The organism is Polyangium sp. y55x31, from assembly GCF_029946505.1.
Taxonomy (GTDB): domain Bacteria; phylum Myxococcota_A; class Polyangia; order Polyangiales; family Polyangiaceae; genus Polyangium.
Genome location: NZ_JARZHG010000023.1, coordinates 27,884 through 52,766, shown reverse-complemented (window position 1 = coordinate 52,766; position 24,883 = coordinate 27,884). Strand labels below are relative to the sequence as shown.

18 protein-coding genes and 1 pseudogene are annotated in these 24,883 nt (G+C 68.9%); 14 read left to right on the top strand and 5 right to left on the bottom strand.

What is annotated here, in order from left to right:
* Positions 1 to 73: 73 nt before the first annotated feature.
* Positions 74 to 1,660, bottom strand: a complete 1,587-nt coding sequence (locus QHF84_RS31725) for a hypothetical protein (protein WP_281317225.1) — start codon at positions 1,658 to 1,660, stop codon at positions 74 to 76.
* Positions 1,661 to 1,716: 56 nt separating this feature from the next.
* Here QHF84_RS31725 and QHF84_RS31720 point away from each other — a divergent pair, with 56 nt between their 5' ends.
* On the top strand, positions 1,717 to 3,966 hold the full coding sequence (locus QHF84_RS31720) for a glycosyltransferase family 39 protein (RefSeq protein WP_281317224.1): 2,250 nt from the start codon (positions 1,717 to 1,719) through the stop codon (positions 3,964 to 3,966).
* A 122-nt stretch (positions 3,967 to 4,088) separates the two neighbouring features.
* On the opposite strand, the gene QHF84_RS31715 is transcribed toward QHF84_RS31720, so the two are convergent.
* Together QHF84_RS31715 and QHF84_RS31710 are read right to left on the bottom strand one after the other, a co-directional pair.
* Positions 4,089 to 4,379, bottom strand: coding sequence for a hypothetical protein (locus QHF84_RS31715; protein WP_281317223.1), 291 nt, complete (start codon positions 4,377 to 4,379; stop codon positions 4,089 to 4,091).
* 5 nt (positions 4,380 to 4,384) lie between these two features.
* On the bottom strand, positions 4,385 to 4,801 hold the full coding sequence (locus tag QHF84_RS31710; RefSeq protein WP_281317222.1) for a hypothetical protein: 417 nt from the start codon (positions 4,799 to 4,801) through the stop codon (positions 4,385 to 4,387).
* 127 nt (positions 4,802 to 4,928) lie between these two features.
* On the opposite strand from QHF84_RS31710, the gene QHF84_RS31705 reads away from it, so the two are divergent.
* From QHF84_RS31705 to QHF84_RS31685, 5 genes are all read left to right on the top strand, one after another.
* Positions 4,929 to 5,318, top strand: coding sequence for a DUF202 domain-containing protein (locus QHF84_RS31705; RefSeq protein WP_281317221.1), 390 nt, complete (start codon positions 4,929 to 4,931; stop codon positions 5,316 to 5,318).
* A 157-nt stretch (positions 5,319 to 5,475) separates the two neighbouring features.
* A complete protein-coding gene (locus QHF84_RS31700) occupies positions 5,476 to 6,261 on the top strand; it encodes a hypothetical protein (RefSeq protein ID WP_281317220.1) in 786 nt (261 codons plus the stop codon).
* A gap of 9 nt (positions 6,262 to 6,270) precedes the next feature.
* Complete coding sequence (locus QHF84_RS31695; RefSeq protein ID WP_281317219.1) at positions 6,271 to 6,771, top strand: RNA polymerase sigma factor; 501 nt, start codon at positions 6,271 to 6,273, stop codon at positions 6,769 to 6,771.
* A complete protein-coding gene (locus QHF84_RS31690; protein ID WP_281317218.1) occupies positions 6,756 to 7,508 on the top strand; it encodes a DUF4384 domain-containing protein in 753 nt (250 codons plus the stop codon). The genes QHF84_RS31695 and QHF84_RS31690 overlap by 16 nt, the downstream gene beginning before the upstream one ends.
* Positions 7,505 to 9,079: a caspase family protein gene (locus tag QHF84_RS31685; RefSeq protein WP_281317217.1), complete on the top strand. Its 1,575-nt coding sequence runs from the start codon at positions 7,505 to 7,507 to the stop codon at positions 9,077 to 9,079. The genes QHF84_RS31690 and QHF84_RS31685 overlap by 4 nt, the downstream gene beginning before the upstream one ends.
* 156 nt (positions 9,080 to 9,235) lie before the next feature.
* Here QHF84_RS31685 and QHF84_RS31680 read toward each other — a convergent pair.
* Positions 9,236 to 9,376: pseudogene (locus tag QHF84_RS31680) on the bottom strand (ATP-binding protein); the annotation flags it as partial.
* Between the two features lie 285 nt (positions 9,377 to 9,661).
* Between QHF84_RS31680 and QHF84_RS31675 the strand changes: the two are divergent.
* The 8 genes from QHF84_RS31675 to QHF84_RS31640 all read left to right on the top strand — a co-directional run bounded on the left by QHF84_RS31675 (position 9,662) and on the right by QHF84_RS31640 (position 24,159).
* A complete protein-coding gene (locus QHF84_RS31675; RefSeq protein ID WP_348652903.1) occupies positions 9,662 to 10,966 on the top strand; it encodes a sigma 54-interacting transcriptional regulator in 1,305 nt (434 codons plus the stop codon).
* Positions 10,967 to 10,978: 12 nt separating this feature from the next.
* The gene (locus QHF84_RS31670) at positions 10,979 to 15,652 is read left to right on the top strand and encodes a protein kinase (protein WP_281317215.1); all 4,674 of its coding nucleotides are present in this window, start codon (positions 10,979 to 10,981) and stop codon (positions 15,650 to 15,652) included.
* Between the two features lie 143 nt (positions 15,653 to 15,795).
* A complete protein-coding gene (locus tag QHF84_RS31665; protein WP_281317214.1) occupies positions 15,796 to 17,988 on the top strand; it encodes a DUF4139 domain-containing protein in 2,193 nt (730 codons plus the stop codon).
* 252 nt (positions 17,989 to 18,240) lie between these two features.
* The gene (locus tag QHF84_RS31660; RefSeq protein WP_281317213.1) at positions 18,241 to 19,170 is read left to right on the top strand and encodes an STAS domain-containing protein; all 930 of its coding nucleotides are present in this window, start codon (positions 18,241 to 18,243) and stop codon (positions 19,168 to 19,170) included.
* Complete coding sequence (locus tag QHF84_RS31655; protein ID WP_281317212.1) at positions 19,170 to 21,923, top strand: beta-propeller fold lactonase family protein; 2,754 nt, start codon at positions 19,170 to 19,172, stop codon at positions 21,921 to 21,923. The genes QHF84_RS31660 and QHF84_RS31655 overlap by 1 nt, the downstream gene beginning before the upstream one ends.
* Positions 21,924 to 22,055: 132 nt before the next feature.
* The gene (locus QHF84_RS31650; RefSeq protein ID WP_281317211.1) at positions 22,056 to 23,270 is read left to right on the top strand and encodes a cytochrome P450; all 1,215 of its coding nucleotides are present in this window, start codon (positions 22,056 to 22,058) and stop codon (positions 23,268 to 23,270) included.
* Positions 23,271 to 23,272: 2 nt separating this feature from the next.
* On the top strand, positions 23,273 to 23,923 hold the full coding sequence (locus tag QHF84_RS31645) for a TetR family transcriptional regulator (RefSeq protein ID WP_281317210.1): 651 nt from the start codon (positions 23,273 to 23,275) through the stop codon (positions 23,921 to 23,923).
* A gap of 38 nt (positions 23,924 to 23,961) precedes the next feature.
* Positions 23,962 to 24,159, top strand: a complete 198-nt coding sequence (locus QHF84_RS31640) for a ferredoxin (protein WP_348652902.1) — start codon at positions 23,962 to 23,964, stop codon at positions 24,157 to 24,159.
* A 24-nt stretch (positions 24,160 to 24,183) separates the two neighbouring features.
* Here the strand turns inward: QHF84_RS31640 and QHF84_RS31635 are convergent, their stop codons facing one another.
* Positions 24,184 to 24,786, bottom strand: a complete 603-nt coding sequence (locus tag QHF84_RS31635) for a TetR/AcrR family transcriptional regulator (RefSeq protein WP_281317209.1) — start codon at positions 24,784 to 24,786, stop codon at positions 24,184 to 24,186.
* Between the last annotated feature and the right edge of the window lie 97 nt (positions 24,787 to 24,883).

Here is a 24,883-nt window from a genome sequence, read left to right as displayed (position 1 = left end):
CGCGCAGCCTAGCCCCTGGCGTCAGAGACGCAAGGCAGCGATGGCTGCAGGACCACAGGCGATCGAGCGGGCCCTAGCCCGATTTCCGTCGATAGAGCCACCACGTGCCGACGTGATTTACCGGGACAATCGAGGGATCCTCGCGAAACATGCCGTCCGGGGAGGTTCGGCTGCGAACCAGGAACCAATCGAAAAACTTGCCATTCTGGAGGGGCCGGAACTTGTGCGGCGTCCATTCCCATCGCGTGGGGACGGGCGGCGGGATGACGGCCGAGGGCTCGGACGGATTGCGATACACGAGCGGCGAGGCGCCGAAGACGGCGAAATGGAAGCTGAGCCAGCCGCCCTTGTCTGCCTGCACGTAGGCCGGCAAATGGATGAATGGGGTGTTTTTCTTGGTCGAGCCCCCGTGGTCGAAGACGAGATACATGAGGCGCGGCGCGCGCGGGATGTCCTCGGTGATGCGGTGGAAGTCCTCGGTCGCCCGGTCGAAGATGCGGTAATTCGTGGCGACCGCGCGGGCGAGGCCGATCGGAGCGAGGGCGAGCGCGAGGACGAGCGGGGCGCGGAGCAGGGGCGCGCGGGGCAGGTCGGGCAGGAGCGCGAGCGCGGCGAACGCGAGCGCCGTGGCCTCGCGCGGGTAGACGTACCACCAGACGCCCTGCTGCATCGGGAGCATCAGAAACGATAGGAGGAACGCGCCCGCGCAGCCGAGGGCGAGGACGTGGCTGCCCACGGCGAAGGAAAAGGCGCGGCGGTTCCACGCGCTCGCGCGGCCGGAGAGGACGAGCGCGACGAACGAGACGAGCGCGACGAGGCCGACGGTGCGGTAGTTCGTGACGATCGCCGCAGCCTCGATCGGATCGTTGAAGCCGCCTTCGAGGAGGAGCGGGCGGAGCTCGTCGAGGCGGTGGAGATCGAAGCGCGAGAGGTCGATGGGCCCGCCGATGGCCGCGGGGCGAACGCGCGTCCACGCGGCGAAGAGCACGAGCGGAGGGATGAGCGGGGCGAGGATCGGCCGGAAGCGCCGCGTCGCGGGATACATCACGACGGCCGCGGCGACGACGCCCGCGACGGCGAACGGGAAGCGGAAGACGTGCGTGAAGAAGAGCAGGACGAGGACGGCGGAGAGCGTGATCTGCCGGCGCCGCGAGGGCGCGTCGAGGAGGAGGAGCGTCACGCCGAGCGCCATCGCGAAGAGGCCGAGCGCGCCGACGAAGTTGAGGAAGCCCCAGTGCGTGAGGTGGCTCCACGCGAACGGCAGGCCCACGAGGCCGAGGAGCGGGCTCTTTTTCATGCCGTGGAAGAGCACGGCGAGGCCCGCGGGCAGGAGCGCGAGCATGGCCACGGCCGCGATCTTCACGGCCACGTGCGTGGGCACGAGGAACATGAAGAGCGCGCCGATCACGTACGAGGACATGTACGGGACGGCGAGCGGGTGCAGCTCGAACTGGTCGCGCAGGTGGTAGCTCGGATCGAAGAAATGCCGGAGCGCGCCGGTCTGCGCGGCGTGGAACGGGAGATCCGTCATCGGCGCGTATCGCGCGGCCGTGAACGGGTAGGCGATGACGTAAAGGGACGCGGCCAGCGCGACGATCGCGAGGGCGGAACTTACGGGATTTTTCTCTACGGCGGCCGCAAGCCGCTTTCCGAGACGCACGGGGGCGGCAAGTTACCACGCCCGAAGCGCTTGCCATCCGCTACCCTCTCGCGCGCATGATCCCGAGGCTCTCGCTCCGCTTGCCCCAAGGCTCGGACGGCCTGCCCGTGGCGAGCGCGCGCGAGGCGCGGATCGCGCGGACGCTCGCCGCCGTGGCGACCGCGTGGTTTTTCCTGGTCGCCGCGTGGGAGATGCTCGGGCCCGTGCTGAACGGGCACTGGGCCTCGACCGCGAGCATGGGGATCATCGCGGAGAACATGCTGCGCTGGGGGATCCCGGGCCCGGTCTGGGAGTACACGGAGGCGCGGCCCGGGCCGGAGCTCTACTACTGCCACCACCCGTGGGGGATCTTCTGGGTGACGGCGTTCGTCATGAAGATCGTGGGCCGGCACGACGTCGTCTGCCGCCTGGCCGCGATCCTGATCTCGGGCGCGACGCCGCCCTTGCTCTACGCGATCGGGCGCTCGATCTGGCGGCCCGCGGCGGGCGCGGCGGCGGCCGTGGGGTTCGTCGTCCTGCCGATCACGCTCTCGTTCGCGAGCTTCAACGCGCTCGAAGTGCCGCTCATGTTCTGGTCGCTGCTCGCGATCTACGGCTCTGTGCGGCTCGTCCAGACGTGGCGGCGCAAATGGCTCTTCGTGAGCGCGATAGGCCTCGTCATGGCGCTGCACGCGGACTGGCCGGCGTTCGTGCTCGCGGGGCAGTGGCTCGGCTTCGGGCTCGTCCGCGGCTACCTCGGCGGGCGCCGGTTCTTCGGGCCACTGCACGAGCGCAGGTACGCCGAGCTCTGGATCACGTGGGCCGTGCTGTCCGTGCTCACCGGGGTCCTCTACCTCGCGATCTTCCAGAAGGCCGGCAAGCTCGGCGATCTGCTCTCGGTCTACGGATCCCGCTCGGCGGGCAACGCGATCCCGCTCTCGGCCGTGCTCACGAGCCGGCGGTACTGGATCGAGCTCTCGTTCACGCCGATCGCGATCCTGCTCGGGAAGATCGCGGCGGTCGTGTGCGTGCTGCGGCTCTTGCTCACGCGCGCCGAGGTCGAGCTCGCGCCGCTCCTCGTGCTCGGCATGGCGACGTTCCAGTACATCGTCTTCAAGCAGGGCGCTGACATCCACGTGTTCTGGCCGCATGCGTTCGCCGCGTATTTCGCTCTCGCGATGGGCGCGCTCGTGGCCACGCTCGCGCCTGCGGCAGGCGCCCTCGCGCGTCGCGTGCGGCGAATGCCCGCGGGCAGCACGTTCGAGGGTGGGCTCGTCGCGCTCGGCGTCCTGCTCGTGCCGCTCGTGTTCGTCCTGCGCGACGGCGTACCCGCGGCGCTCTACGCGCGGCAGACGGGCGGGCGGTTCAACGAGAAGGGGAACCTCATCGACTCGGACGGCGACAAGACCGTGTTCCTGCGCTGGCTCGCGTCGCGCATCCCGCCCGACGCCACGGCCTTTCTGCACGAGAGCATGCACGCGACGTGGGCGCAGGTCTGGTCGCTCGGCGGGCGCGTGGTGAAGGTCAACCAGCCGGTGCCGGCGGGGCCCCTGCCGGGGCGCGACGGCGTGTACGTGATGGACAGCCGCTACGCGCCGGAAGCGCAGCTCGCGGCCGTGGCGAAGCGGTTCCACGTGACGGCCGTGGGCCCGTTCTGGGCCGTGTCTCCGCGCGAGATGTTCGCGCCGATCGACGCGTACGTGTTCGAGGAGCGCGAGCCAAGCGCGCTCGAATGGATGTTCGTGAGCGCGACGGAACCCGTGCGTACGATCGTGCCGGACGCGTATGCGACGTGGGAGGCGCGCGTGCACTGGGATCAGGAGGCGGCGCCGCCCGCGGAGCCGCCGCGGACGTTCGAACAGAAACGAATCGCGCACAACGTGGCCGTGACGCAGGGCGACGCGGCGCGGGCGGAGGCGCTCTTCGCGGAGATCACGCGCGAGCTCCGGCCGATCGGCGCGGCGTACGAGGACGGGTCCGAGATCGTGGGTGCGTCGTACCGGACGGGTGTTCGTCCGCGGCTCGACCTGTTCGTCCGGGCGTCGGGGCCGCTCGCGCCGGGGACGACGCTCGCCGTGCGATCCCGCGTCACCGCGCGCGCGCCGCTCTCCACGACGATGGCGGATCCGACGACGCGCGACGTGGGGTTTCCGCTCGTGGTGCCGGTCGAACGGATGCGGAAGGGGTTTCTTTACGTGGATCCGGTGACGATCGTGAAGAGGCCCGGCGCGGAGGTCTTCCACGCGGCGCTGCTCGGGCGGGGGAAATCGATGAAGCTCGCGCGGCCCGCGGGGGCGAATGCGATCGAGGTGCTGCGGCTGGATTAACAGCCTGTGGACTCATCTGCTGCGCGCCCCGAATCGTCGGTCGACATCGCTCGAAATCCTTCAGGATTCCTCGCTCCGTCGCCCTAGCTTCGGGGCGCTCGCGACGATGATTCCACAGGCTGTCAGGGGCCCTGGCAGCCCTTGCCCATGAGCGGGCCCATGCTGCCGTCTTTCTCGATGAAACGCACATCCTCGCAGGCCTGGTTGGGCGCGCAGTCGGCGTCGGTCGCGCATTCTTTGATGCACTGACCCTCGTTGTTCGCGAACGTGCCCGCCGCGCAGGAGGGCGCGGGCGCGGCCTTGCGATCCGGCGCGGCGCCGCTGTCGACCGGCGCGGGCGTCGTGTTGCTACACCCGAGGGCGGCGCCCAAAACGAGGGCGACGACGGCGGAGGCAAAGGCGTGTTTTTTCATGGTGATCACATGCAGCTCCAGGAGAAGTAGACCGCCTCGCCGCCCGCAAAGAGCTTCTCCCACTTGGCCGGCACCGGCGGCACGGCCTTTCCGGCGAGCTGCGGGGTGAGATCGACCGCGTTGTCGGGGGAGCCGTCCTCGATGCCCGCCTTCACGACCTTCCCGTCCTGAATCATGATCCACGCATCCCCGGAGCGACCCTGCCGGTCCGCGCAGACGACCGGATGCACGAACGTCTGAAGCTTCCACTTGTAGGCGTCCTCGGCCTCGTCTTGCCGGAACTGCCGCGCGAGCTCCTCCCGCTCGGCCGGCGCGAGCGCCGCCGCCGCGGGTTTGTCCGTCGCGGCCGACGTTTTGTCCGGCGGCGTGCTCGATGCGCAAGCTGCGAAGAGAAGCGCGAACGTTCCTGTTCTCCAGATCATGGCGCGGTAGGAAGACAAAGCCTCTCGCGGGTGTCAAGGGTTCGCGGGGGCGGCAGACCGCGCATTCGAGCTCTCGCAGGCCCCTCTGCGTGGCCGCGCGATCCGAACGGTGGTAGGCGGGGAGGCCATGCCGGAGCCGCCTCCCCGCGCCGATTACGATCTGCGGATTCCTCTCGCCGCCGAGCGCACGTTGCTCGCGTGGCTGCGCACCGGCCTCGCCATGATGGGGTTCGGGTTCGTCGTGGCCCGGTTCGGGATTTTCCTCCGCGAGCTCGCCGCGACCCGCGGCATTCCGCCCGCGCATCCGGCGCACACGTCGCAGGCGGTCGGCATTGCGCTCGTGGTGCTGGGTCTCGTCGTGAACGTCGTCGCGGCGCTCCAGCACGCGCGCTTCATCGTCCGGTACAACCGCGGCGAGACGCCGCGCGCACACCCCGTTTCGATGGGCGTGTTGCTTTCGGTCCTGCTCGCACTGATTGGATGCGCGATGGCGGTTTATCTCTTGCGGCTCGATTGAGGTGGGAAAGGCCCGTGGCGGGCGAGGGGCGAGGGCGCGAGCCGCACGACATGGACGGGACCCCCGGGGCGAGATTTTTTTTCGGCGGCCGTGCCATCGCCGCGGCCTCGCGTTCCCAAAGGGGCGACACGGCAACCTCAACGAAGGAGCGCCGCCCATGAACTTGCATCGTCTTTCGCTTGTCACGTTCGCCACGTTCGCCTTCGCCTCCCTCGCCGCCGCGGGCTGCGAATCGCAGGCCGATCCGGCCTACCAGGGGGAGCCCATCGCCACCGTGCAGGGCTCCGTCGTCAACGACGGGAGCGCGGTCTCGACCGCCGATGTGGCCCTGATCTGGGCGCTGCCCCAGAAAAACCCGGACGGCCTCTTCGGGACGAGCGCGGCCGTGAGCGGCCAATTTCCCGCGAGCTTCACGCTGCCGATCTTCACGCCTCCGCCCGAGGCCGCGCTCATCACCGCGGAGGAGACGGGTGGAGACAAGGTCGGCCTGGCTCTGATCCTCGCGGTCGAGCCGGGCACGACCGAAGGGGCCATCACGAGCTTCGAGCAAGTCGAGGCCAACATGCTCGGCATGAGCGAGGACCACGTCCTCGTGTACATCGACCACGAGCTCGAGCCGAACAGCATCTGGGAGGGCCTCCTCGGCGGCCGGCCCTCGCCCGGGTACCACCTGATGGAGGTCGTTCGGAAAACCCCCGAGGAGAAGGCGGCGATCCAGGCGTGCTACGAGATGTACAGCGACGCCCTCAACGACTGCTATGACCAGTGCTCGCAGATGTCCTCCGGGAGCGACTTCGACGCGTGCACCGCCGATTGCGAGACGGGGAATCCGGAGCCGGACTGCGGCAGCGGGAAGGATACCTTCCGCGAGGCGCCGAACGGGTTCGGCACCTCCATCGAGGTGCGTCTCGGCGAGCCGACGCAGGGCATCGACTGGTATTGAACGGGCGGCATGCTGGGACGGCAGAGCATCGAGCAAGTCTATCGGGCGCACGGGCACTCGGTGCTCCGCCGCGCCGCGCGTCTCCTCGGCAACGAGGCCGACGCGCGCGAGGCGTTGCAGGAGGTCTTCGCCTCGCTCCTCGAGCGCCCCGAGCAGTTCCAGGGGACGAGCTCGCTCACGACGTGGCTCTACAGCGCCACGACGAACCTTTGCCTGAACAAGCTACGCGATGGGAAGACGCGCTCCCGGCTCCTCCACGAGCGCGTCGCGCCCGCCCGCGCCGACGCCGTGCCGCCCTCGGCCGAGGCCAGCGCGCTCGTGCGCGATCTGCTCGCCAAGCTGCCCGAGGACCTCGCGACGGCCGCCGTCTACTACTACCTCGACGACATGACCCACGAGGAGATCGCCGCCGTCATGGGCTGCTCGCGCCGGCATGTCGGCAACCTGCTCGATCGGCTGAAGACGTGGGCCGCATCCCACGAGGAGGGTGAACCGTGCGACCTGTCCTGACGCGATCACGACCGGAGAGCTGCCTCTCCGATCTGCGCCTCGACCGCCTCGTCGCGGGCGAGCTCGACGCCGCGGCCGGGGGCGAGGCGCGCGTCCACCTCGAAGGTTGCGCGCGCTGCAAGGCGCGCCTCGCCGAGATCGAGGCGGGCCGCGCGGCCTTCCTCGCCGATCTGCCCCCGCTCCCGGCCGCGCGCCCGTCGGCCGAGGTGCGGCGCCTCGCCCGGTGGGCCCCGCGGGTCGCCGTGGTGCTCGCCGCCGCCGCCGCGTTCGCGTTCTGGTTCCGGGCGCGGCCTCCCGGCGACGATGCGGGCGAGCCAGGCACCCGCATCAAGGGCCGCCCCCGCGTCGGCTTCTACGTGAAGCACGGCGACGCGGTGACGCCCGGCGCGGCCGGCGAGATCGTCTACCCCGGCGATACCCTCCAGTTCACGTACACAATGCAGCGCGACGACGCGTATTTCGCCCTGATCAGCGTCGACGGCGCGCGCAAGGCCAGCGTCTATTACCCCACCGCGCCGCGGGCCGTGCGCATCACGCGTGGCAACGACGTGCCGCTCGAACAGAGCACGGTGCTCGACGCCGTCCTCGGCGCGGAGACCACATACGCCCTCTTCTGCGCCGATCCGATCGAGCTCGAACCTCTGCGCGTCGCCTTCGAGGCCACGCCGGACAGCCCGCCGATGCCCGCCGGCTGCGAGGTCGATCGCGTCTCCTTCGTCAAGCGGCCGGCACCATGAAGGCTCTCTGGATCCTCGGCATCTTCCTCGCGACCCTGCTCCAGCCTGCCTTCGCTTGGGCGCGCATCGAGCGCTTTGCCGTGATCATCGGCAACAACGCGGGCGCGGCGGGCGACGTCGAGCTGCGTTACGCCGAGTCCGACGCGGAACGGGTGCACGAGGTGCTCAAGGACCTCGGCGGCTTTCCGCCGGCGAACATGGTGCTGCTCCGGGGCGAGGGCGCCGACACCGTCCGCGCCACGCTGATCGCGATGAACGATCGGATCCGCCAGGCCGCGGCTCCGGACGTCCAGATCATCGCCGTCGTGTATTACTCGGGGCACGCCGACGCGACGGCGCTGCACCTCGGCAGGACCACGCTCGATCTGGCGCAGATCGAGCAGCTCGTGCGTGGCTCGGCCGCGAGCTTCCGCGTGCTCGTCCTCGACGCTTGCCGATCCGGCGCGCTCACGCGGGTGAAGGGGGGCAGCCCCGCGGCGCAGGTCGACATCCGCATCGACGGCCGCCTCGCGGGCGAGGGCGTCGTCTTTCTCACGGCGAGCTCGGCCAATGAGGACGCGCAGGAGTCCGATGCCCTCAAGGGCTCGTTTTTCACCCATTACTTCGTGTCCGGGCTGATGGGCGCCGCGGACGACAACGGCGATGGCTTCGTCGAGCTGGAAGAGGCGTACGACCACGCCTACGACAACACCCTGCGCGCTTCGAGCCGCACGCTCGCGGGCACGCAGCACCCGACGTTCCGCTACGAGCTGCGCGGGCAGGGCAAGGTCCTACTGACCTCGCTCCCGGCCGGGGCCTCGGGCCGCGCGACCCTGGAGCTGCCCGCGGGCCGATCGTACCTGCTCTTCGGGGGGAGCAGCGGAGGGCCGGTGGTCGCCGAGGTCTCGGCGCGCGATGCCGCGCGGAAGATCAGCGTGAAGCCCGGCACCTACTTCGTGCGCGGTCGCGACAAGGACTACCTTCTGGAGGGCACGATCACGCTGAGCGCCGGCCAGGCGGCCGTGCTGCGGGACGACGCGCTGACGCAGGTCGCCTACGCGCGCCTCGTGCGCAAGGGGCAGGCGCGCGCGGGCGCGGTGCACGGCCCGCAGGCCGGCTACCGGCTGCGCACGCCGTTCTGGAAGGGCGCTTCGTCTTGCCACGGCTTCTTCGTTGGGTACGCGATCGAGACCGAGCACTTGAGCCTCACGCCGCGGCTCGGCGCCTGCCGCGGCGGCTTTGCCAACGATGCCCTTTCGGCCGATACCGACGAGCTCGACCTCTCGGTGCGCCTCGCGCACGCCTGGGATTTCCCCGTCGTGAGCCTCGACCTCGGCATTTCTGCGGGGGCGGCGATCTTGTACGAATCGTTCGTCACCCGCGGCGTCGCGCCGGCCCGCACGAGCTTTGCCCCTCACGTGGGCGTGGGCCTCGACGTGATGGTCGATCTGCCTGCGGGTTTTTACCTTCTCGGCGAGGTGGGGGCGGAGACGTACTTCTTCCGCCAGCAGGATGCCGCCGATCCGAGGGCGAGCGACGTTGCCGCAGCGTTCGCGATGCGGCTGCTCGGCGGTGCGGGCAAGCGGTTCTGAGAGGATCCCCGGGCTGGCACAGTCGCTCGCGCGGAGGGCACAGTCGCTCGCGCGCAGGACACAGTCGTTCGCGCGGAGGACACAGCCGCTCGCGCGGAGGACACAGTCGCTCGCACGGAGGCGACAGTCGTTCGCGCGGAGGGAAAGGCGCGCCTGCACCTCCGCCGGGATCCCGATCCCGTGGTCCGTCACCGAGAGTCGCGCGAGCTGCCCGTTGGTATCGATCGTGATCTCGACGGGGTTATCTTTCCCGAATTTGATGGCATTCGTGAGGAGGTTCGTCACGACCTGCTCCAGCCGGTACGGGTCCCATTGGCCGACGACCGGCTGCTCTGCACGCAGGGTGACTCACTCGTCTGCCAGGCGCGGGTGCGAGCGATCTGTTTATGCCACAGGGGCGCGGCCGCCGAACGGGTTTCGAGGGCCGCCGGGCTGCGCAGCGCCGGCTTCCGCTCCCGCGTTTGTCATACGTGCCGCACCGCGCCTGTGGTAGAAACGTGCCCCGTGTCCAGCCGAGGCCGCGCCGCGGGGCAAGAGCAGAGCGACCGCAACTCCCCGGAGGGCCCCGCTCACTCCACGACGCTGACCCACGCCGACGGCCAGACCGCCCCGAAGGGCACCGTCCGCCGCTTCCGCCTCACGGTCGTCGAAGGCCCCGCGCGTGGCCTCGCCTGGCAGTCCACGGGCGACCGCTGCTCGATCGGCTCCCACCACCGCAACGACCTCATCGTCGACGACCCCACGGTCTCCCGCTTCCACTGCGAGATCGTGATCGACGAAGCCGGCGTCCGCGTCCGGGACCTCAAGAGCCGCAACGGCACCGCGCTCGACGGCGTCGTGGTCCTCGAAGCGTTCCTCCGCGTCGGCAGCCTCCTCCGGCTCGGGAAAACCGTGATCCGCTTCGAGCTCGCCGCCGAGACGAACCGCCTCCCGCTCTCCGAGGACACCCGCTTCGGCTCGCTCGCGGGCGTCTCGCCGGCCATGCGCGCGACGTTCGCCATGCTCGCACGCGCGGCGGAGAGCGACGTCACGGTCCTGCTCGAAGGCGAGACCGGCACGGGCAAGAGCCAGGCGGCGCACTCGATTCACAAGAAGAGCGCCCGCAGCGAGGGCCCGTTCGTCATCGTCGATTGCGGCGCCATCCACGGAAACCTGCTCGAAAGCGAGCTCTTCGGGCACGAAAAAGGCGCGTTCACGGGGGCCACGGAGCGACGGGTCGGCGCGTTCGAGGAGGCGTCGGGCGGGACGCTTTTCCTCGACGAGGTCGGCGAGCTGCCGGTCGACTTGCAACCGAAGCTGCTCCGCGCGCTCGAGGCGCGGGAGGTCCGCCGCGTGGGATCGAATGCGTACCGGCCGGTCGACGTGCGCGTGATCGCCGCGACGAACCGGGATCTGCGCACGGACGTGAACGTCGGCCGATTCCGCGCCGATCTGTATTTCCGCCTCGCGGTGGTCACGATCGGAATGCCTCCTCTGCGAAGGCGGCCCGAGGACATCCCCGCGCTGGCCGAGGAGATCATCGCGTCCCTCCGCGCGCCGCGTGAAGCGGCCGAGCAGCTCCGCACCCCTGAGTTCATGGCCCAGATCCGCAATGGCGCCTGGCCGGGCAACGTGCGCGAGCTGCGCAATTACGTCGAGCGTTGCTTGATTCTTCGCACGATCGAGCCGGCCGTGGAGACCACCGGCGGGGCGGAGGAGGGGTTCGTCGTGGATCCGACGGCGCCGTACGCGTCGGAGCGGGAGCGCGCGATGGCCGATTTCGAGCGGCGTTATTTCAAGGCGCTGCTCCGCCTGCACGACGGCAAGGTCGCGCGCGCCGCGGGCGCGGCGGGGATGGATCGGACGTACCTCTATCGCCTGCTCCGGCGCCACGGGATCGAGCCTTAGGGGACGGATCGCATGGAGGGCCATCCGGAGAGCCAGCGCGATCGCTCGGAGGAGGCTCCGGCGAGGGAGCCGGACCACGATCCCGCATTCGCCCGGACCGCGCGGGCCGTGACCGGGCCCAATCCGGAGCCGCCGTCCCGCTCGACGGTCTCGGCGACGTCGCCGCCGATCGCGTTCGGCGCGCCCGCGATTCCGGTGGAGTCGCTCTCCCTCCATCCCGGCAGCGTCCTCAAGCATTACGAGATCATCCGCGAGCTCGGCCAGGGCGGCATGGGGCGGGTGTTTTTGGCCCGGGATACGAGGCTCGCGCGGCTCTGCGCGATCAAGCTCCTCGTCGGGTACACGGGCAGACGCGCCGGGCGGTTTCTGGCCGAGGCGCGGGCCACGGCGCGCTGCAAGCACGAGAGCATCGTGGTCGTCTACGAGGTCGACGAGCTCGAGGGATATCCCTACATGGTGCTCGAATACCTCGAAGGCCGCACGCTCCGGGCGTGGATGGCGGAGCGCGAGCGCGTGAGCGGCGTTTCGCCCGGTGTCGCGGCCGAGATCATGATTCCCGTCCTGCGCGCGCTCGTCTGCGCGCATGAAATGGGCATCGTGCACCGGGATCTCAAGCCGGAGAACATCCTCCTCACCGACGGCGGGCAGGTGAAGGTGCTCGATTTCGGCATCGCCAAGCGCTTCACGCTGGGCGATACGGGGACGATGACGATCGCGCCGCGGCGCCCGGGCGACGATGTCACGACGACGGAGGACGGGACGGTCGTCGGCACGCCGCCGTACATGTCGCCCGAGCAATGGCTGGGGCTCGACGTCGACCCGCAATGCGACGTCTGGGCCGCCGGGATCATTCTGCACGAGCTCGTCACGGGCGCGCACCCGCTCGCGCCGGTGAGCATGGCGCGGCTCGTCGGCGTGCAGGTCCTCGAATTGCCCATGCCGAGCGTGCTCGAATCACGCCCGGACCTCGGGGCCCTCGGCGCGCTCATCGATCGGTGTCTGAAGAAACGCAAAGAGGAGCGTATCGGATCGGCGCGGGAGCTGCTCACGGCGCTCGAATCCCTCGTGGACGAGCCGACCACGGTGGCGCTGTCCGACGACGACAATCCGTTCGCCGGCCTCTCGGCGTTTCAGGAATCGGACGCCGCGCGGTTTTTCGGGCGCGAGCGCGACATCGCGGGCGTGCTCGGGCGCCTGCGCAACCAGCAGCTCGTGGTCGTGGCCGGACCGTCGGGCGCGGGCAAATCGTCGTTCGTGCGCGCCGGCATTCTCCCTGCGCTGAAGCGCTCGGGGGGCTCCTGGGAGGCCTTCATTCTGCGCCCGGCGCGAAAGCCGCTCACCGCGCTCGCCGATGTGCTGGTCCAGATCGCCGACCCGCCCACCGACGTTCGAGGGAGCGTGCCGCCCACCACCGACGCCGAGGAGCTGGCGACGATGTTGCGCAGCCGCCCCGGCTATTTCGGCGCCCGGCTCCGCGCGCGATGCCGCCGCGCGGGGCCGGATCATCACGTGCTGCTCTTCGTCGATCAATTCGAGGAGCTTTATACCCTCGGCGCGAGCCCGGACGAATGGAAGGCGTTCCTCGCCTGCCTCGAAGGCGCGGCCGACGACGCGTCCTCGCCGCTGCGCGTGGTGCTCGCCATGCGCTCGGATTTTCTGGATCGGCTCGTCGACAATCGCCATTTCATGACCGAGGTGACGCGCGGGCTCGTCTTCTTGCCGCCGCTCGGCCGCGAGGGGTTGCGCGCGGCGCTCACGAAGCCCATCGAGGCGGCGGGATATCGATTCGAGGGCGACGAGCTCGTCGAGCAGATGCTCGATACCCTGGACAGCACGCGGAGCGCCTTGCCGCTCTTGCAGTTCACGGCGACGAAGCTCTGGGAGGCGCGGGATCGCGAGCACAAGCTGCTCTCCCGCGAGAGTTATCGCGCGCTCGGCGGCGTGGCGGGGGCGCTCTCCACGCACGCGGATGCGGTGCTCGCCACGCTCTCCGGGCCCGAGCAGGCGCTCGCCCGGTCGATTCTGCTGCGTCTCGTCACGCCCGAGCGCACGCGCGCGCTCGTGAGTCTGGCCGAGCTTCGCGAGCTCTCCGAGGGCGGGGACGCGACGGAGCAGGTCGTGCAGCACCTCGCGGCCGCGCGGCTGCTCGTCATCGAGACGGGCGGCGATTGGGAGGGGTCGACGGTCGAGATCGTCCACGAATCGCTGGTCGAGCGGTGGGCGAAGCTCCGGCACTGGCTCGACGAGAACGAGAAGGACGCGCAATTTCTGGCGCGCCTGCGCGCCGCAGCCCAGCAATGGGACGCGAGCGCCGAGGCCGAGGGGCTGGTTTGGCGCGACAGAGCCGCCGAGGAAGCGCGGCAATGGCTGGAGCGACGCCGCGCCGCGCAGGGAGCGGGCGCGCCGTTCCGGCTCGGGAGGCGCGAGGAGCGTTATCTCGTGGCCGTCGTGGCGCTCGCCGATCGCGAGCGGGGCCTGCGCCGGCGTCTGGTCGGGGCGTCGATCGCGCTGCTCGGCGCGATTGCGGTGGTCTTTTCGTATCTAGCCCTCCGCGCCGGGGAGCATGCGCGGCGCGCCGATCAGCAGGCCTCGCACGCGGACGCGGAGGCGGCGCGCGCGCAGGCCGAGGCGAGGCAGGCGCGTAATGCGACGCGTATCGCCGCGGCGCGCGAGCTTTCAGGGGATCCGACGACGGTGCTCGCGCTCCTGCGCGAGGTCGAGCCGCCCGAGGTGCCACGCGGCTGGTCGGAGCTCGCGCGCTGGGCGCTCCAGAGCGGGCCGGCCCGTGTGGTGCTCGTGCATCCGGCCATCGTCATGTCCGCGGCCTACAGCCCCGACGGCAAACGTATCGCCACCGCGTCGGAGGACGGCATGGTGCGGGTGTGGAGCGCCGATGGCCGCGGCGAGCCCTTGCTCCTTCGGGCTCCGGAGACCGTGCAATCGGTCGCCTGGAGCCCCGACGGCCGCCGCATTGCAGGTGCGTCGTGGGACAAGACCGTACGGATCTGGAATGCCGACGGCTCCGGCCGCCCGATGATCCTTTCGGGCCACGAGGACGCGGTCCGATCCGTGGCCTTCAGCCCCGACGGCACGCGGCTCGTCTCGGCGTCGCGGGACAGGACGGCGCGCATCTGGCGGAGCGACGGCACGGGCGAGCCCGTGATCCTGCGCGGGCACGAGCAAAGCTTGCGCTCCGCGGCATTCAGCCCCGACGGCGCGCGTGTCGTCACGGCCTCCGAGGACAAGACGGCGCGCGTGTGGAATGCGGACGGCTCGGGCGAACCCGTGGTATTTCGGGGCCACCTCGCGCCGGTCAATTCGGCGACGTTCCGGCCCGACGGCCAGCACATCGTGACGGCCTCGTGGGACAAGACCGTTCGGGTGTGGAATGCGGACGGCTCGGGCGAGCCCCAGGTGCTCACGGGTCACAGGGACGGCGTGTATTCGCTCGCGTTCACGTCCGAGGGCGAGCGGATCCTCACGGCGTTCCAGAACGAGGGCCTGCGCCTGTGGACCGCGGAGAATTCGGGCGATCCTCTGGTCTTTCGTGGCCACGAGGACGCCATTCAACGGGCGTCGTACAGCCCCGACGGCCATTTTGTCGTGACCGTCTCCTCGGACAAGACGGCGCGGGTCTGGAGTGCGGACGGCGCGGGCAGACCCCTGCTCCTCAAAGGGCACCAGCGCATGGTTTATCGGGCGTCCTTCAGCCCCGACGGCCGGCGTATCGTGACGGCCTCGTGGGACAACACGGCGCGGGTCTGGAATGCGGACGGCGCGGGCAAACCCCTGGTTTTGCGTGGCCACGAGAATGTGGTCCACTGGGCGGAGTGGAGCCCCGACGGGAGACGGATCGTCACGGCCTCCGAGGACAAGACGGCGCGGATCTGGAATGCGGACGGCAGCGGTGAGCCGCTCGTGCTTCGAGGCCACCTGGCCACAGTCAAATCCGCCTCCTTCAGCCCCGACGGGAGACGGATCGTCACGGCCTCCGAGGACAAGACGGCGCGGATCTGGAATGCCGACGGCAGCGGCGAGCCGCTCGTTTTGCAAGGTCATCAGGCCGCGGTGAACCTGGCGTCGTGGAGCCCCGACGGCCAGCGTATCGTGACGGCGTCCCGCGACAAATCCGTTCGTGTATTTCACGCGGATGGAAGCGGCGAGCCGCTGCTCTTGCTCGACCACCAGGGGAATGTGCGGAGCGCGGTGTTCAGCCCGGATGGGAAGCGTATCGTCACGGCGTCGCACGACCGGACGGCGCGGATCTGGAATGCGGACGGGAGCGGGGAGCCGCTGGTGCTCGAAGGACATCAGCACTGGGTGAATTCGGCGGAGTGGAGCCCGGACGGGAAACGTATCGTCACGGCCTCGCAGGACAAGACGGTGCGGATCTGGAATGCGGACGGGAGCGGGGAGCCGCTCGTCTTGCGTGGCTCCGATTTCGTGCTGAATTCGGCGGTGTTCAGCCCCGATGGGAAGCGGCTCGTCACGGCGTCGGACGACAAGGCCGCGTGGGTGTGGACGGATCTCGAGCCGCTCACGGGCACCGAGGATCCCAAGTTGTGGTCGGCGACGACGTATTGCCTGTCGGTCGAGCGGCGGATCGCGCTCCTCAACGTGCCCGAAGCCACGGCGCGGGCCGAGCAAGAGGCCTGCGAGCGCCGCGTCTCCGGCGCGCCCCGCTGATCTGTCGACAACCAGTCCACACCTGTCGACGCCGGGTCCACGTCCGCGGGGGGCGCGGCGAGGAAACGCCGCGACGGCGCGGGAAAGCGGGGTGGCACGATCGCTGCTGAGGGCCCCGCATCCGTCTCGCACGAGGTGTCCCGATGCGCAACGTTCTCGCCCCCCTCTCCCTTGTTTGCCTCCTCGGCTGTAGCAATGCCACGACCTTCGTCCGGAGCGACACGACGCTCGGACGTGTCGTCGTGTATCGTAATGGCGTCGCGTACTTCGAACGGTACGCGGAGATCGAGGGCGATTCGCTCCGCCTCAGCGTCCCCGACGACAAGGTCGACGATTTCTTGAAATCGCTCACCGTGGTCGACGCGACCACGGGCAAACCCGCGCCGATCGCTTATCCGACCGTGGGGTCCGGGTATTCCGGGCAGCCATACGACGGGCAGGGGGGAAACCTCGTCAACATGGAGATCCAGCTTCAGGGCGCGCGGCCGCACAAGCTCCGGCTCTCGTACGTGACCGAGGCGCCCTCGTGGAAGCCGAGTTATCGCATCTCCGTCGGCAAGGACGGGAAGATGAAGGTCGATGCCTGGGCCGTCGTCGACAACACCTCGGGCGAGGATTGGAACCAGGTGAAGCTCGGGGTCGGGTCGAGCTCGGCGCTCTCGTTCCGCTTTGATCTGCGAACCATCCGCGTGGTCGAGCGTGAGACGTTGCAATCGGACGGCCTCTTTGCGCAGGCGCCGCCGATGGGCGGGGCGACGCACGGGGGGCAGCCGGGGCAGCCTGGGAAGCGCATTCTCGCGAACCTCGACGACACGAGGCTCGCGAATGTCGCGGGGAGCACGAGTCCCGAAAATGGTTTCGTCGTCGACGGGGTGTCCGCAAGCGAAGTCACGGTTTCCACGGCCAGCTCGGACTACACGAGGCGCGCCCCGCTGGTCGTGCCTGGCTCCGCCACCCGTTCGTTCGAATCCCTCGCCGCCGTCGCGCCCGGTGTGCAGGTCGCGCCCAGGGAGCCTGAGGCTGCGCCTGCGCCTGCGCCGCCCCCTCCTCCGCCGAAGTCGATGGAGCAGATCCAGCTCGAGCAGCTCGCGGCGAAATACCGGAGCAACAAGAAGCAGATCGTCGTGGAAGGGTATGCCGACGCGAAGGACGCCGACAAACAGGCCGCGTCGCTCGCACGGGCGAATCGCGCGCGCGAGCAGCTCATCCGCGCGGGGCTCCCGGCGATGCAAATCACGGCGGTGGGCAATGGAATGCAGGAGGGGCGCAAGGGTGGCGTGAGCATCGTGGAGTCGGCCGATACGGAGGCGCAGATGCAAAAGACGGCGAGCCTCGATCCGGCCGCGGCGACGAGCGGCGAGCCGATCGGCACGGCGCATTTCGAGTCGACCGTGCCGATGACCGTGCCGCGCACGACGAGCGCGATGGTCTCGATCCTGAGCACGGAGACCGAGGGCGGCTTCGTGTATTTCTACGATCCGGAGAGCACGCGCGGCAATACGACGTTCCCGTTCAAGGCGGTGCGCCTGAAGAACCCGACGGATTCGGTGCTGGAGAGCGGGCCGGTGACCGTGTTCGGCGAGGGCCGGTTCATCGGCGAGGGCATGAGTGATCCGATCCCGGCGCGCTCGTTCGCGTTCATCCCATTCGCGCTCGACCGGCAGATCGTGGTGGAGCGCAAGGACGACGAGTCCGACGCGATCACGCGGATCCTCTCGGTGCAGCGGGGCGTGTTCTCGACGGAGGTGAAGCACACGCGGCGGAAGACGCTCGTCATGACGAACCGATCGCAGGACAAGGCGACGGTGTACGTGCGGCATAACGTGGCGAAGGGGTATACCTTGGCGAAAGCGCCGACTTCGCGGGAGCGGATGGGCGAGTCGTATCTGTTCCGCGTGGAGATCGGGCCGGGCGAGAAGGTGGACGTCGATATCGACGAGGAGACGCCGGTGTTCCGGACGACGGATCTGCGGAGCGACGTCGGGATGGAGATGGTGCGCGTGTACCTGTCGGGCCCGGCGGTGAGCGGGAAGCTCAAGGAGAGCGTGGGGGCGCTCCTCGATCTGCACAAGGAAATGGGGAACGTGGAGCAGCGGATCACGACGACCCGGGAGGAGCTCGCCGAGTATCGACAGCGGCTCGACGAGCTGCACGCGCAGATCGTCACGCTGAAGGTGGTGAAGAGCGGCGGGCCCTTGATGCAGAGCCTCGAGAAGAAGATGCAGGAGGTGAGTGATCGGATCTCGAAGGCGACGATCGACCTCGTGGCGCTGCAGGAGAAAATGATGCTGGCGAGGATCCGGTTCCAGGACGGCGTGGCGGAGCTTTCACTTTAGCGGCGGCGAGAGCGTCAATCGTCTGTCGCTTTGCATTCCTCACGTCGTGTCGGAGACACAGCTCCTTCCCAATACCGCGCGGATTCCCTTTCTCGCCAGCATTCATCTCGGATACTGTACGTTGCCGACGTCTGGCCGTTGGCAGTGCAAACCGAGGATGCCGGCCGGGCGCGGCCATGGAGGAGCCTGAGCGTGAACGACCAGCCGACCTACGAAACCTTACGAGTCGAGAACGCGGCCCTGCGCGCTCGTGTGGACGAGCTCGAGCGTGCGCTCGCCGAGCGCGAGGTGCTGGAGGACACTCTCACCGAGCACGAGCGCCGCGTTCCCTATCGTAAGATCTTCGATGCCATCCCCGTGGGCCTGGGTGTCTACCGGCGGGATGGCCTGTCGGTCGCGATGAATCGCAATTCCCTGGACGTCATCGGGGGTGTGCGAGAAGAGATCATCGGAAAATTCAACATCCTGACCGATCCGGCATCGATATCGATGGGGTTCGTCGCCAATTTCGAGCGGGCGGCCGCCGAGCACACGAACATCACGATGCCGCCGACCTCCTACGATACCTCGGGGTCCACGCTGGCGACCGTCGACGATCGCGTGGTGTGGACGGAGACCACCTACATTCCCATCCACGGCGACGACGGGACCGAGTACGTGGTCGAGTTCAACATCGATGTCACCTCGCAGCAGCAGGCAAAGCGGGCCATCGAACAGACGCAGCGCGCCGAGGCCGAAAACATGCGTCTCCAGGCGGAGATCATTCGCATGCAGGAGGAGACCCTGCGCGCCCTGTCGACGCCGCTCATCCCCATCGCCGAAAGCGTGGTGGTCATGCCGCTCATCGGCAACGTGAACGGCGCGCGCGCGCAGCAGGTCATCGAGACGCTGCTCCAGGGGGTGATGGCGCATCGGGCGACGGTCGCGATCCTCGACGTGACGGGCGTCCCCGTGGTGGATACGGAGGTCGCCAATGGGCTGATCCAGGCGGCGCAGGCGGTGGCGCTCCTCGGGGCGGAGGTCGTGCTCACCGGTATCCGGCCGGAGATTGCGCGCACGCTCGTCGAGCTCGGGACCGATTTGCGTGGGCTCGTCACCCGTAGCACGCTGCAGAGCGGGGTCGAACACGCACTCCGGCGCTTTGCCGGCGCCCGCCCCTCGACACTCGCAAGGAAAAGGTGATGACTGGATCTGGATTGCTGCGCAAAGCCCTCGCGCTCGCAGGGCTCGCCGTCCCCCTCGCCGCCCCCACCCTCGCCCACGCCGCCTCGTCGTATACCCTCTTCGAAAGTGGTCAAGTGCGTCCCCTCGCGCTCTCGACCGATGGCAAGCACCTCTTCGCGGTCAATACGCCCGATGGCCGCCTCGAGATCTTCCGCATCAAGAAAAGCGGCCTGTCGCACGTCGGCTCGGTGCCCGTGGGGCTCGAGCCCGTCGCCGTCGCGCCGCGGAACGATGACGAGGTTTGGGTCGTCAATCATCTCTCGGACAGCGTCAGCGTCGTCGACGTGAGCGATCCGGCGCACGCGCGGGTGGCGCGCACGCTGCTCGTGGGCGACGAACCCCGCGATATCGTCTTCGCAGGGCCAAACCGCCGGCGCGCGTTCATCACGACGGCCCACCGGGGCCAGAATCGCCCGAGCGATCCCCAGCTCACGACGCCCGGCATCGGCCGCGCCGACGTCTGGGTCTTCGATGCGAATGCGCTCGGCGCGCCCCTCGGCGGAACGCCGCTCACCATCGTGACCCTCTTCAGCGACACGCCGCGCGCGCTCGCCGTCTCCCCCGACGGCGCCAAGGTGTATGCCGCGGCCTTCCACTCCGGCAACCGCACCACGGTCGTCAGCGACCTCCTCGTGCCCGACGGCGGCGAATCGGCCGGCGGCGTGCCCGCGCCCAACACGAATTTCGAGGGCCTGCCCCAGCCCGAGACCAGCATCATCGTCAAGTACGACGGCGTCCACTGGGTCGATCACATCGGCCGGCCCTGGGACGACGAGGTGCGCTTTTCGCTGCCCGACGAGGACGTCTTCGTCATCGACGCCCTCGCCAATCCGCCGGCACAACGGGCCGGCGCGTCGGGGTTTTACACCGGCGTCGGCACCATTCTCTACAACATGATCGTCAACCCGGTGAATGGGAAGGTCTACGTCACCAACACCGACGCGCAAAACGACAAGCGGTTCGAGGGCGCGGGGATCTTCGCGGGCGAGACGCTGCGGGGACACCTGCACGAGAGCCATATCACGGTGCTCGGTCCGGGCGGCGTGGCCCCGCGGCACCTCAACAAGCACATCGATTATGCGACCTGCTGCGGGCCCCTGCCGAACACGGAGAACGAGCGGAGCCTCGCGCTCCCGCAGGGCATGGCCATCACCAGCAACGGCGCGACGCTCTACGTGGCCGCCCTGGGTTCGAGCAAGATCGGCATTTTCAATACCGCGGCCCTGGAGAACGACACGTTCACGCCCTCGGCGTCGGACCATATCCCCGTCTCGGGTGGTGGGCCCACGGGGATCGTGCTCGATCAGGCGCGCGGCCGCCTCTATGCGCTGACCAGCTTCGACAATGCAATCTCCATCATCGACACCGCCGCGCGCGCCGAGGTGGCCCACGTGCCGATGCACAACCCCGAGCCGCCCAGCATCACCCATGGCCGGAGGTTCCTCTACGACGCGAAATTGTCCTCCAGCCACGGGGACTCGTCCTGCGCGAGCTGCCACGTGTTCGGCGATTTCGATAGCCTCGCTTGGGATCTCGGGAATCCCGACGCGGTCACCATCACGAACCCGGGGCCGTTCCTCGTCGAGGATCCCGGCAATCCCAATTATCGTCCGCTGAAGGGACCCATGACCACGCAGAGCCTGCGCGGCATGGCAAACCACGGCCCGATGCACTGGCGCGGCGACCGCACCGGCGGGAACGACGCTCCGTCCGTCCAGCCGGACAGCGGGATCTTCGACGAGGTCGCGGCTTTCAAGAAATTCAACCCCGCCTTCGTGGAGCTGCTCGGGCGCCACACCGAGCTCTCCGAGGCGGACATGGACGCATTCACCGACTTCGTCCTGCGCATCACCTATCCGCCGAACCCGATCCGCAACCTCGACAACTCCCTCACCCCGGATCAGCAAGCGGGGAAGGCGTTCTTCACCGGCCCCCTGTCCGACGTCACGCATAGCTGCGAGGGATGCCACACCCTCGATCCCACGGGCAATCCGGGGAGCGAGGCGCCCGGTTTCTTCGGCACGATGGGCCTCAGCACCTTCGAGGGGACGCCGCAGACGATGAAGGTCCCCCATTTCCGCAACCTCTACCAGAAGGTCGGGATGTTCGGCATGGCCGAGGCGCCCGGGATCGAGCCGGGCGACAATGGCTTCATGGGCGATCAGGTGCGCGGCTTCGGCTATCTGCACGACGGCATGATCGACACCATCTTCCGATTCATGCATTTCGGCTTCGGCGAGAGCGAATTCAACCCCGAAGGGTTCCCGACCGGCCCGAGCGGCCAGCTCTTGCGCCGGCAGGTCGAATCGTTCCTGCTCGCGTTCGACTCCAACATGGCGCCGATCGTCGGGCAGCAGGTGACGTTGAGCCACGCGAGCGACGCGGCCGTCCACGCCCGCCTCAATCTGCTGCGCAGCCGCGCCGAGGCCGGGGAATGCGATCTCGTCGTGAAGGGACACCTGCTCGGCAGCGAGGTCGGTTATCTGTACGCCGGCGGCGGCCTGTTCACGGGCAATCGCGCGGGCTCTCCCCCGATGGCGGACGCCACGCTGCGCCTCGTGTCCTACCTGCTCCACTTGCCGCTGACCTATACCTGCACGCCGCCCGGCTCGGGTGAGCGCCTGGGGCTCGACCGCGACGAGGACGGGTTCCGCGACGGCGACGAGCACGACGCGGGCAGTGATCCGGCGGATCCCGGAAGCACGCCTTGAGAAGACCTGGCGCAGCGGAAGCGGTTGCCTGACCGCCTGCACGCCGGCCCACGTCTCGTCGGGGGGGCTCCGCTTTAAGTCACTTGACTCTCTAAGTCGTGTGCCTTAGAACCAAGCGCGGAGGTTGTCTTCATGAGCAGCGAAAGCAGCGATCAGGTCTTGGATTATCCTCTCCGTGCGCCGTCGGCTCTGGAGCCGCCTGCGGAGTGGGCTCAATTGCGGCAGGGGTGCCCGGTGGCCCATATCCGGCTGCCGAGCGGGGACAAGGCGGTCTTGCTCACGCGGTACAACGACGTCCGGCAGGTGCTCTCGGACCCGCGGTTTTCCCGCAACCTCGCGCAGGATGGCGCGGCGCGGATCACGACGAACGAGGGCGGGAGCGTCTTCGAGAATCCCGAGGCGGCGTCGCTCGCGGGCGGCGAGTCGCATCAACGGTGGCGGCGGCTCATCAACCGCGCGTTCACGGTGAAGCGGATCCAGGCGCTGCAGACGAAGATCGAGGCGATGGCCAACCAGCTCGTCGACGCGATGGTGAAAAAAGGCCCGCCGGCGGATCTCGTGAGCGAATTCGCGTTCCCGCTGCCCGTCTGGGTCATCGCCGATCTGCTCGGCATCGCCGTGGACGACCGCGACAAACTCGCGTACTGGTCGAATGCGATGCTCACCATGACGCAGTTCACCCAGGAGGAGGTGAACCGGGCCCAGATGGAGTTTGCCCAATACTTCATGGGCCACATCGCCGCGAAGCGGGCAAACCCCGGCGATGATCTCCTGAGCGAGCTCATCACGGCCACCGACAAGGAGGACGTGCTCACCGAGCGCGAGCTGCTCATGACGGGCCAGGGCATCCTGGTGGCCGGGCACGAGACGACCTCGAACATGATCGGGAAGATGATGTCGATGCTGCTCGCGGATCGGAGCCGCTGGGAGCAGCTCCTCGCGAATCCCTCGCTCATCCGCACGGCCGTGGAGGAATCCCTGCGCTTCGACGCGAACATGGGCTTCGGTTTGCCCCGGTTCATCTCGGAGGACACCGAGGTCGCGGGCCAGCCATTGCCGCGCGGGACGACCGTGGTCTGCAGCATGTCCTCGGCGAACCGCGACGAGTCGTTCTTCGAGGGCGCGGGCGAAATGAAGCTCGATCGCGCGCCGAACGCGCACATCACGTTCGGCGCGGGCCCGCATTCGTGCCTCGGGCAGGCGCTCGCGCGGACGGAGCTCCAGACGACGCTGCAGGTGCTCTTGAAGCGCCTGCCGACGCTCGAGCTCGCGGTGAAACCGGAGGAGCTGCCGCGGCGTGAAGGTCTGCTCGTCGGCGGTATCGAGAAAGTTCTGGTACGCTGGTGACCATGGCCGGCTCGAGGGTGAGGCAGACGCAAGGGAGCGAGACGCGAGAGGTCATTCTGGCCGCGGCGGAGAGGCTCTTCGCGGAGCACGGCGTCGTGGCGGTCTCGAATCGTCAGGTGAGCGAGGCGGCCGGACAGGCGAACAACTTCGCGGTCGGGTATCACTTCGGGACGAAGAACGACCTCGTGCTCGCGATCGTGCGTCGGCATGCCCCATCCATCGAGCGGCGGCGCGAGGAGATGCTGGCGAAGTTCAAGGGCTCACTCGAGCTCCGTGATGGGCTTGCTTGCCTCGTCTTGCCGATCACGGAGCACCTCGCGTCGCTGGGCCATGCGAGCTGGTATGCGCGGTTTCTCGCGCAGGTGACCACGGATCCGGCGTTGTGGAAACTGGTGCACGACGAGACGGTCGCCTCGCCGTCGATGCGGGAGACGACGAAGGTCTTCGAGCGGCTCTTGCCGATCTTGCCTGCGGAGGTACGAGAGGAGCGGGCCGACATGAGCCGGCAGATCATCGTGCACATGTGCGCCGAGCGGGAGCGGGCGCTGCACGCGGGGACTCCCACGCCGCGCGCCTCCTGGGAGGCCGCGGGCGCGGGGCTCGTGGACGCGCTCGCCGGGTTGTGGCTGGCTCCGTTCACGCCGGCGAAATGAGCGTTCGGGAACAAAACGAAAGAAGGTTCGTCATGGGAATGCGCGTGCTCGTGGAATACGAAAAGTGCTGTGGCGCGGGGCAGTGCGTGATGGTCGCGCCGAAGGTCTTCGATCAGCGCGACGACGGGATCGTGGTGCTGCTCGACGAGACGCCGCCGCCGGAGCAATACAAGGCGGTGCAGGAAGCGGTCACGGTTTGTCCGGGCGCGGCGTTGCGGCTCGAAGAGAGCGCATAACGCCGCCCGTCCTTTCCCGTCGCGTCATCGCCGCGACGGGTGTGAATGCACAGGCTCGCGCGGGACGAGGCCGTGGATCAAAAGCTCGAGCGCCCGCGCCATGCGCCGCTCGCGTGAGCGGCCCGTCCCGTCGTCCGCCAGCACGGCCGCGAGCATGGTGAGCACGTCGATCACGTCGGCGAGGGTGAGGTCGTCGCGGACCAGCCCCGCCGTACGCGCGCGCCGCAGCGGCACCGTGAGCAGCCGCGTGACCCGGGGGACGAGGGCCTGCAGGGCGGGCTCGCCCGGCCCGCGCAGGAGGGCAGGCACCAATGCGTGCGTCTCGGTGTGCCGTTCGACGATGGCCGACAAGAGCGCCATGAAGGCGTCGGGCCGATCGCCGTGCTCGCGGGCGAGCGCTTCGAGCGTGCCGAGATCGTCCTCGACGATCGCGGCGCCGAGCGCGTACCGGTCCGGGAAGTTCCGATAAAGCGTCGCACGTCCGACGCCGGCGTGACGCGCGATCGCGTCGAACGGCGCGTCGAAGCCGGCCGACGCGTACACCTCGCGCGCGGCGGCGACGATCCGCGCGCGGTTCTCCTCGGCGTCGCGCCGTCGCGCCGGTCTTTTTTCAGTCTGGCTCTCCACCGGCGCGACTCTAGCCCGAAGCTCAAGTGGACACTACTGTCCGTTTCGATTATCCTCGATTCGCGAGCGCCAAAAGCCAGGGCTCGCTCGTCGCCGA

What these genes read in the sequence shown, in the direction of transcription:
- QHF84_RS31720 (WP_281317224.1), top strand. Translation starts at nt 1,717, where the DNA reads ATGATCCCGAGGCTCTCGCTCCGCTTGCCCCAAGGCTCGGACGGCCTG.
- QHF84_RS31715 (WP_281317223.1), bottom strand. Translation starts at nt 4,379, where the DNA reads ATGAAAAAACACGCCTTTGCCTCCGCCGTCGTCGCCCTCGTTTTGGGC.
- QHF84_RS31710 (WP_281317222.1), bottom strand. Translation starts at nt 4,801, where the DNA reads ATGATCTGGAGAACAGGAACGTTCGCGCTTCTCTTCGCAGCTTGCGCA.
- QHF84_RS31705 (WP_281317221.1), top strand. Translation starts at nt 4,929, where the DNA reads ATGCCGGAGCCGCCTCCCCGCGCCGATTACGATCTGCGGATTCCTCTC.
- QHF84_RS31700 (WP_281317220.1), top strand. Translation starts at nt 5,476, where the DNA reads ATGAACTTGCATCGTCTTTCGCTTGTCACGTTCGCCACGTTCGCCTTC.
- QHF84_RS31695 (WP_281317219.1), top strand. Translation starts at nt 6,271, where the DNA reads ATGCTGGGACGGCAGAGCATCGAGCAAGTCTATCGGGCGCACGGGCAC.
- QHF84_RS31685 (WP_281317217.1), top strand. Translation starts at nt 7,505, where the DNA reads ATGAAGGCTCTCTGGATCCTCGGCATCTTCCTCGCGACCCTGCTCCAG.
- QHF84_RS31670 (WP_281317215.1), top strand. Translation starts at nt 10,979, where the DNA reads ATGGAGGGCCATCCGGAGAGCCAGCGCGATCGCTCGGAGGAGGCTCCG.
- QHF84_RS31665 (WP_281317214.1), top strand. Translation starts at nt 15,796, where the DNA reads ATGCGCAACGTTCTCGCCCCCCTCTCCCTTGTTTGCCTCCTCGGCTGT.
- QHF84_RS31655 (WP_281317212.1), top strand. Translation starts at nt 19,170, where the DNA reads ATGACTGGATCTGGATTGCTGCGCAAAGCCCTCGCGCTCGCAGGGCTC.
- QHF84_RS31650 (WP_281317211.1), top strand. Translation starts at nt 22,056, where the DNA reads ATGAGCAGCGAAAGCAGCGATCAGGTCTTGGATTATCCTCTCCGTGCG.
- QHF84_RS31645 (WP_281317210.1), top strand. Translation starts at nt 23,273, where the DNA reads ATGGCCGGCTCGAGGGTGAGGCAGACGCAAGGGAGCGAGACGCGAGAG.
- QHF84_RS31640 (WP_348652902.1), top strand. Translation starts at nt 23,962, where the DNA reads ATGCGCGTGCTCGTGGAATACGAAAAGTGCTGTGGCGCGGGGCAGTGC.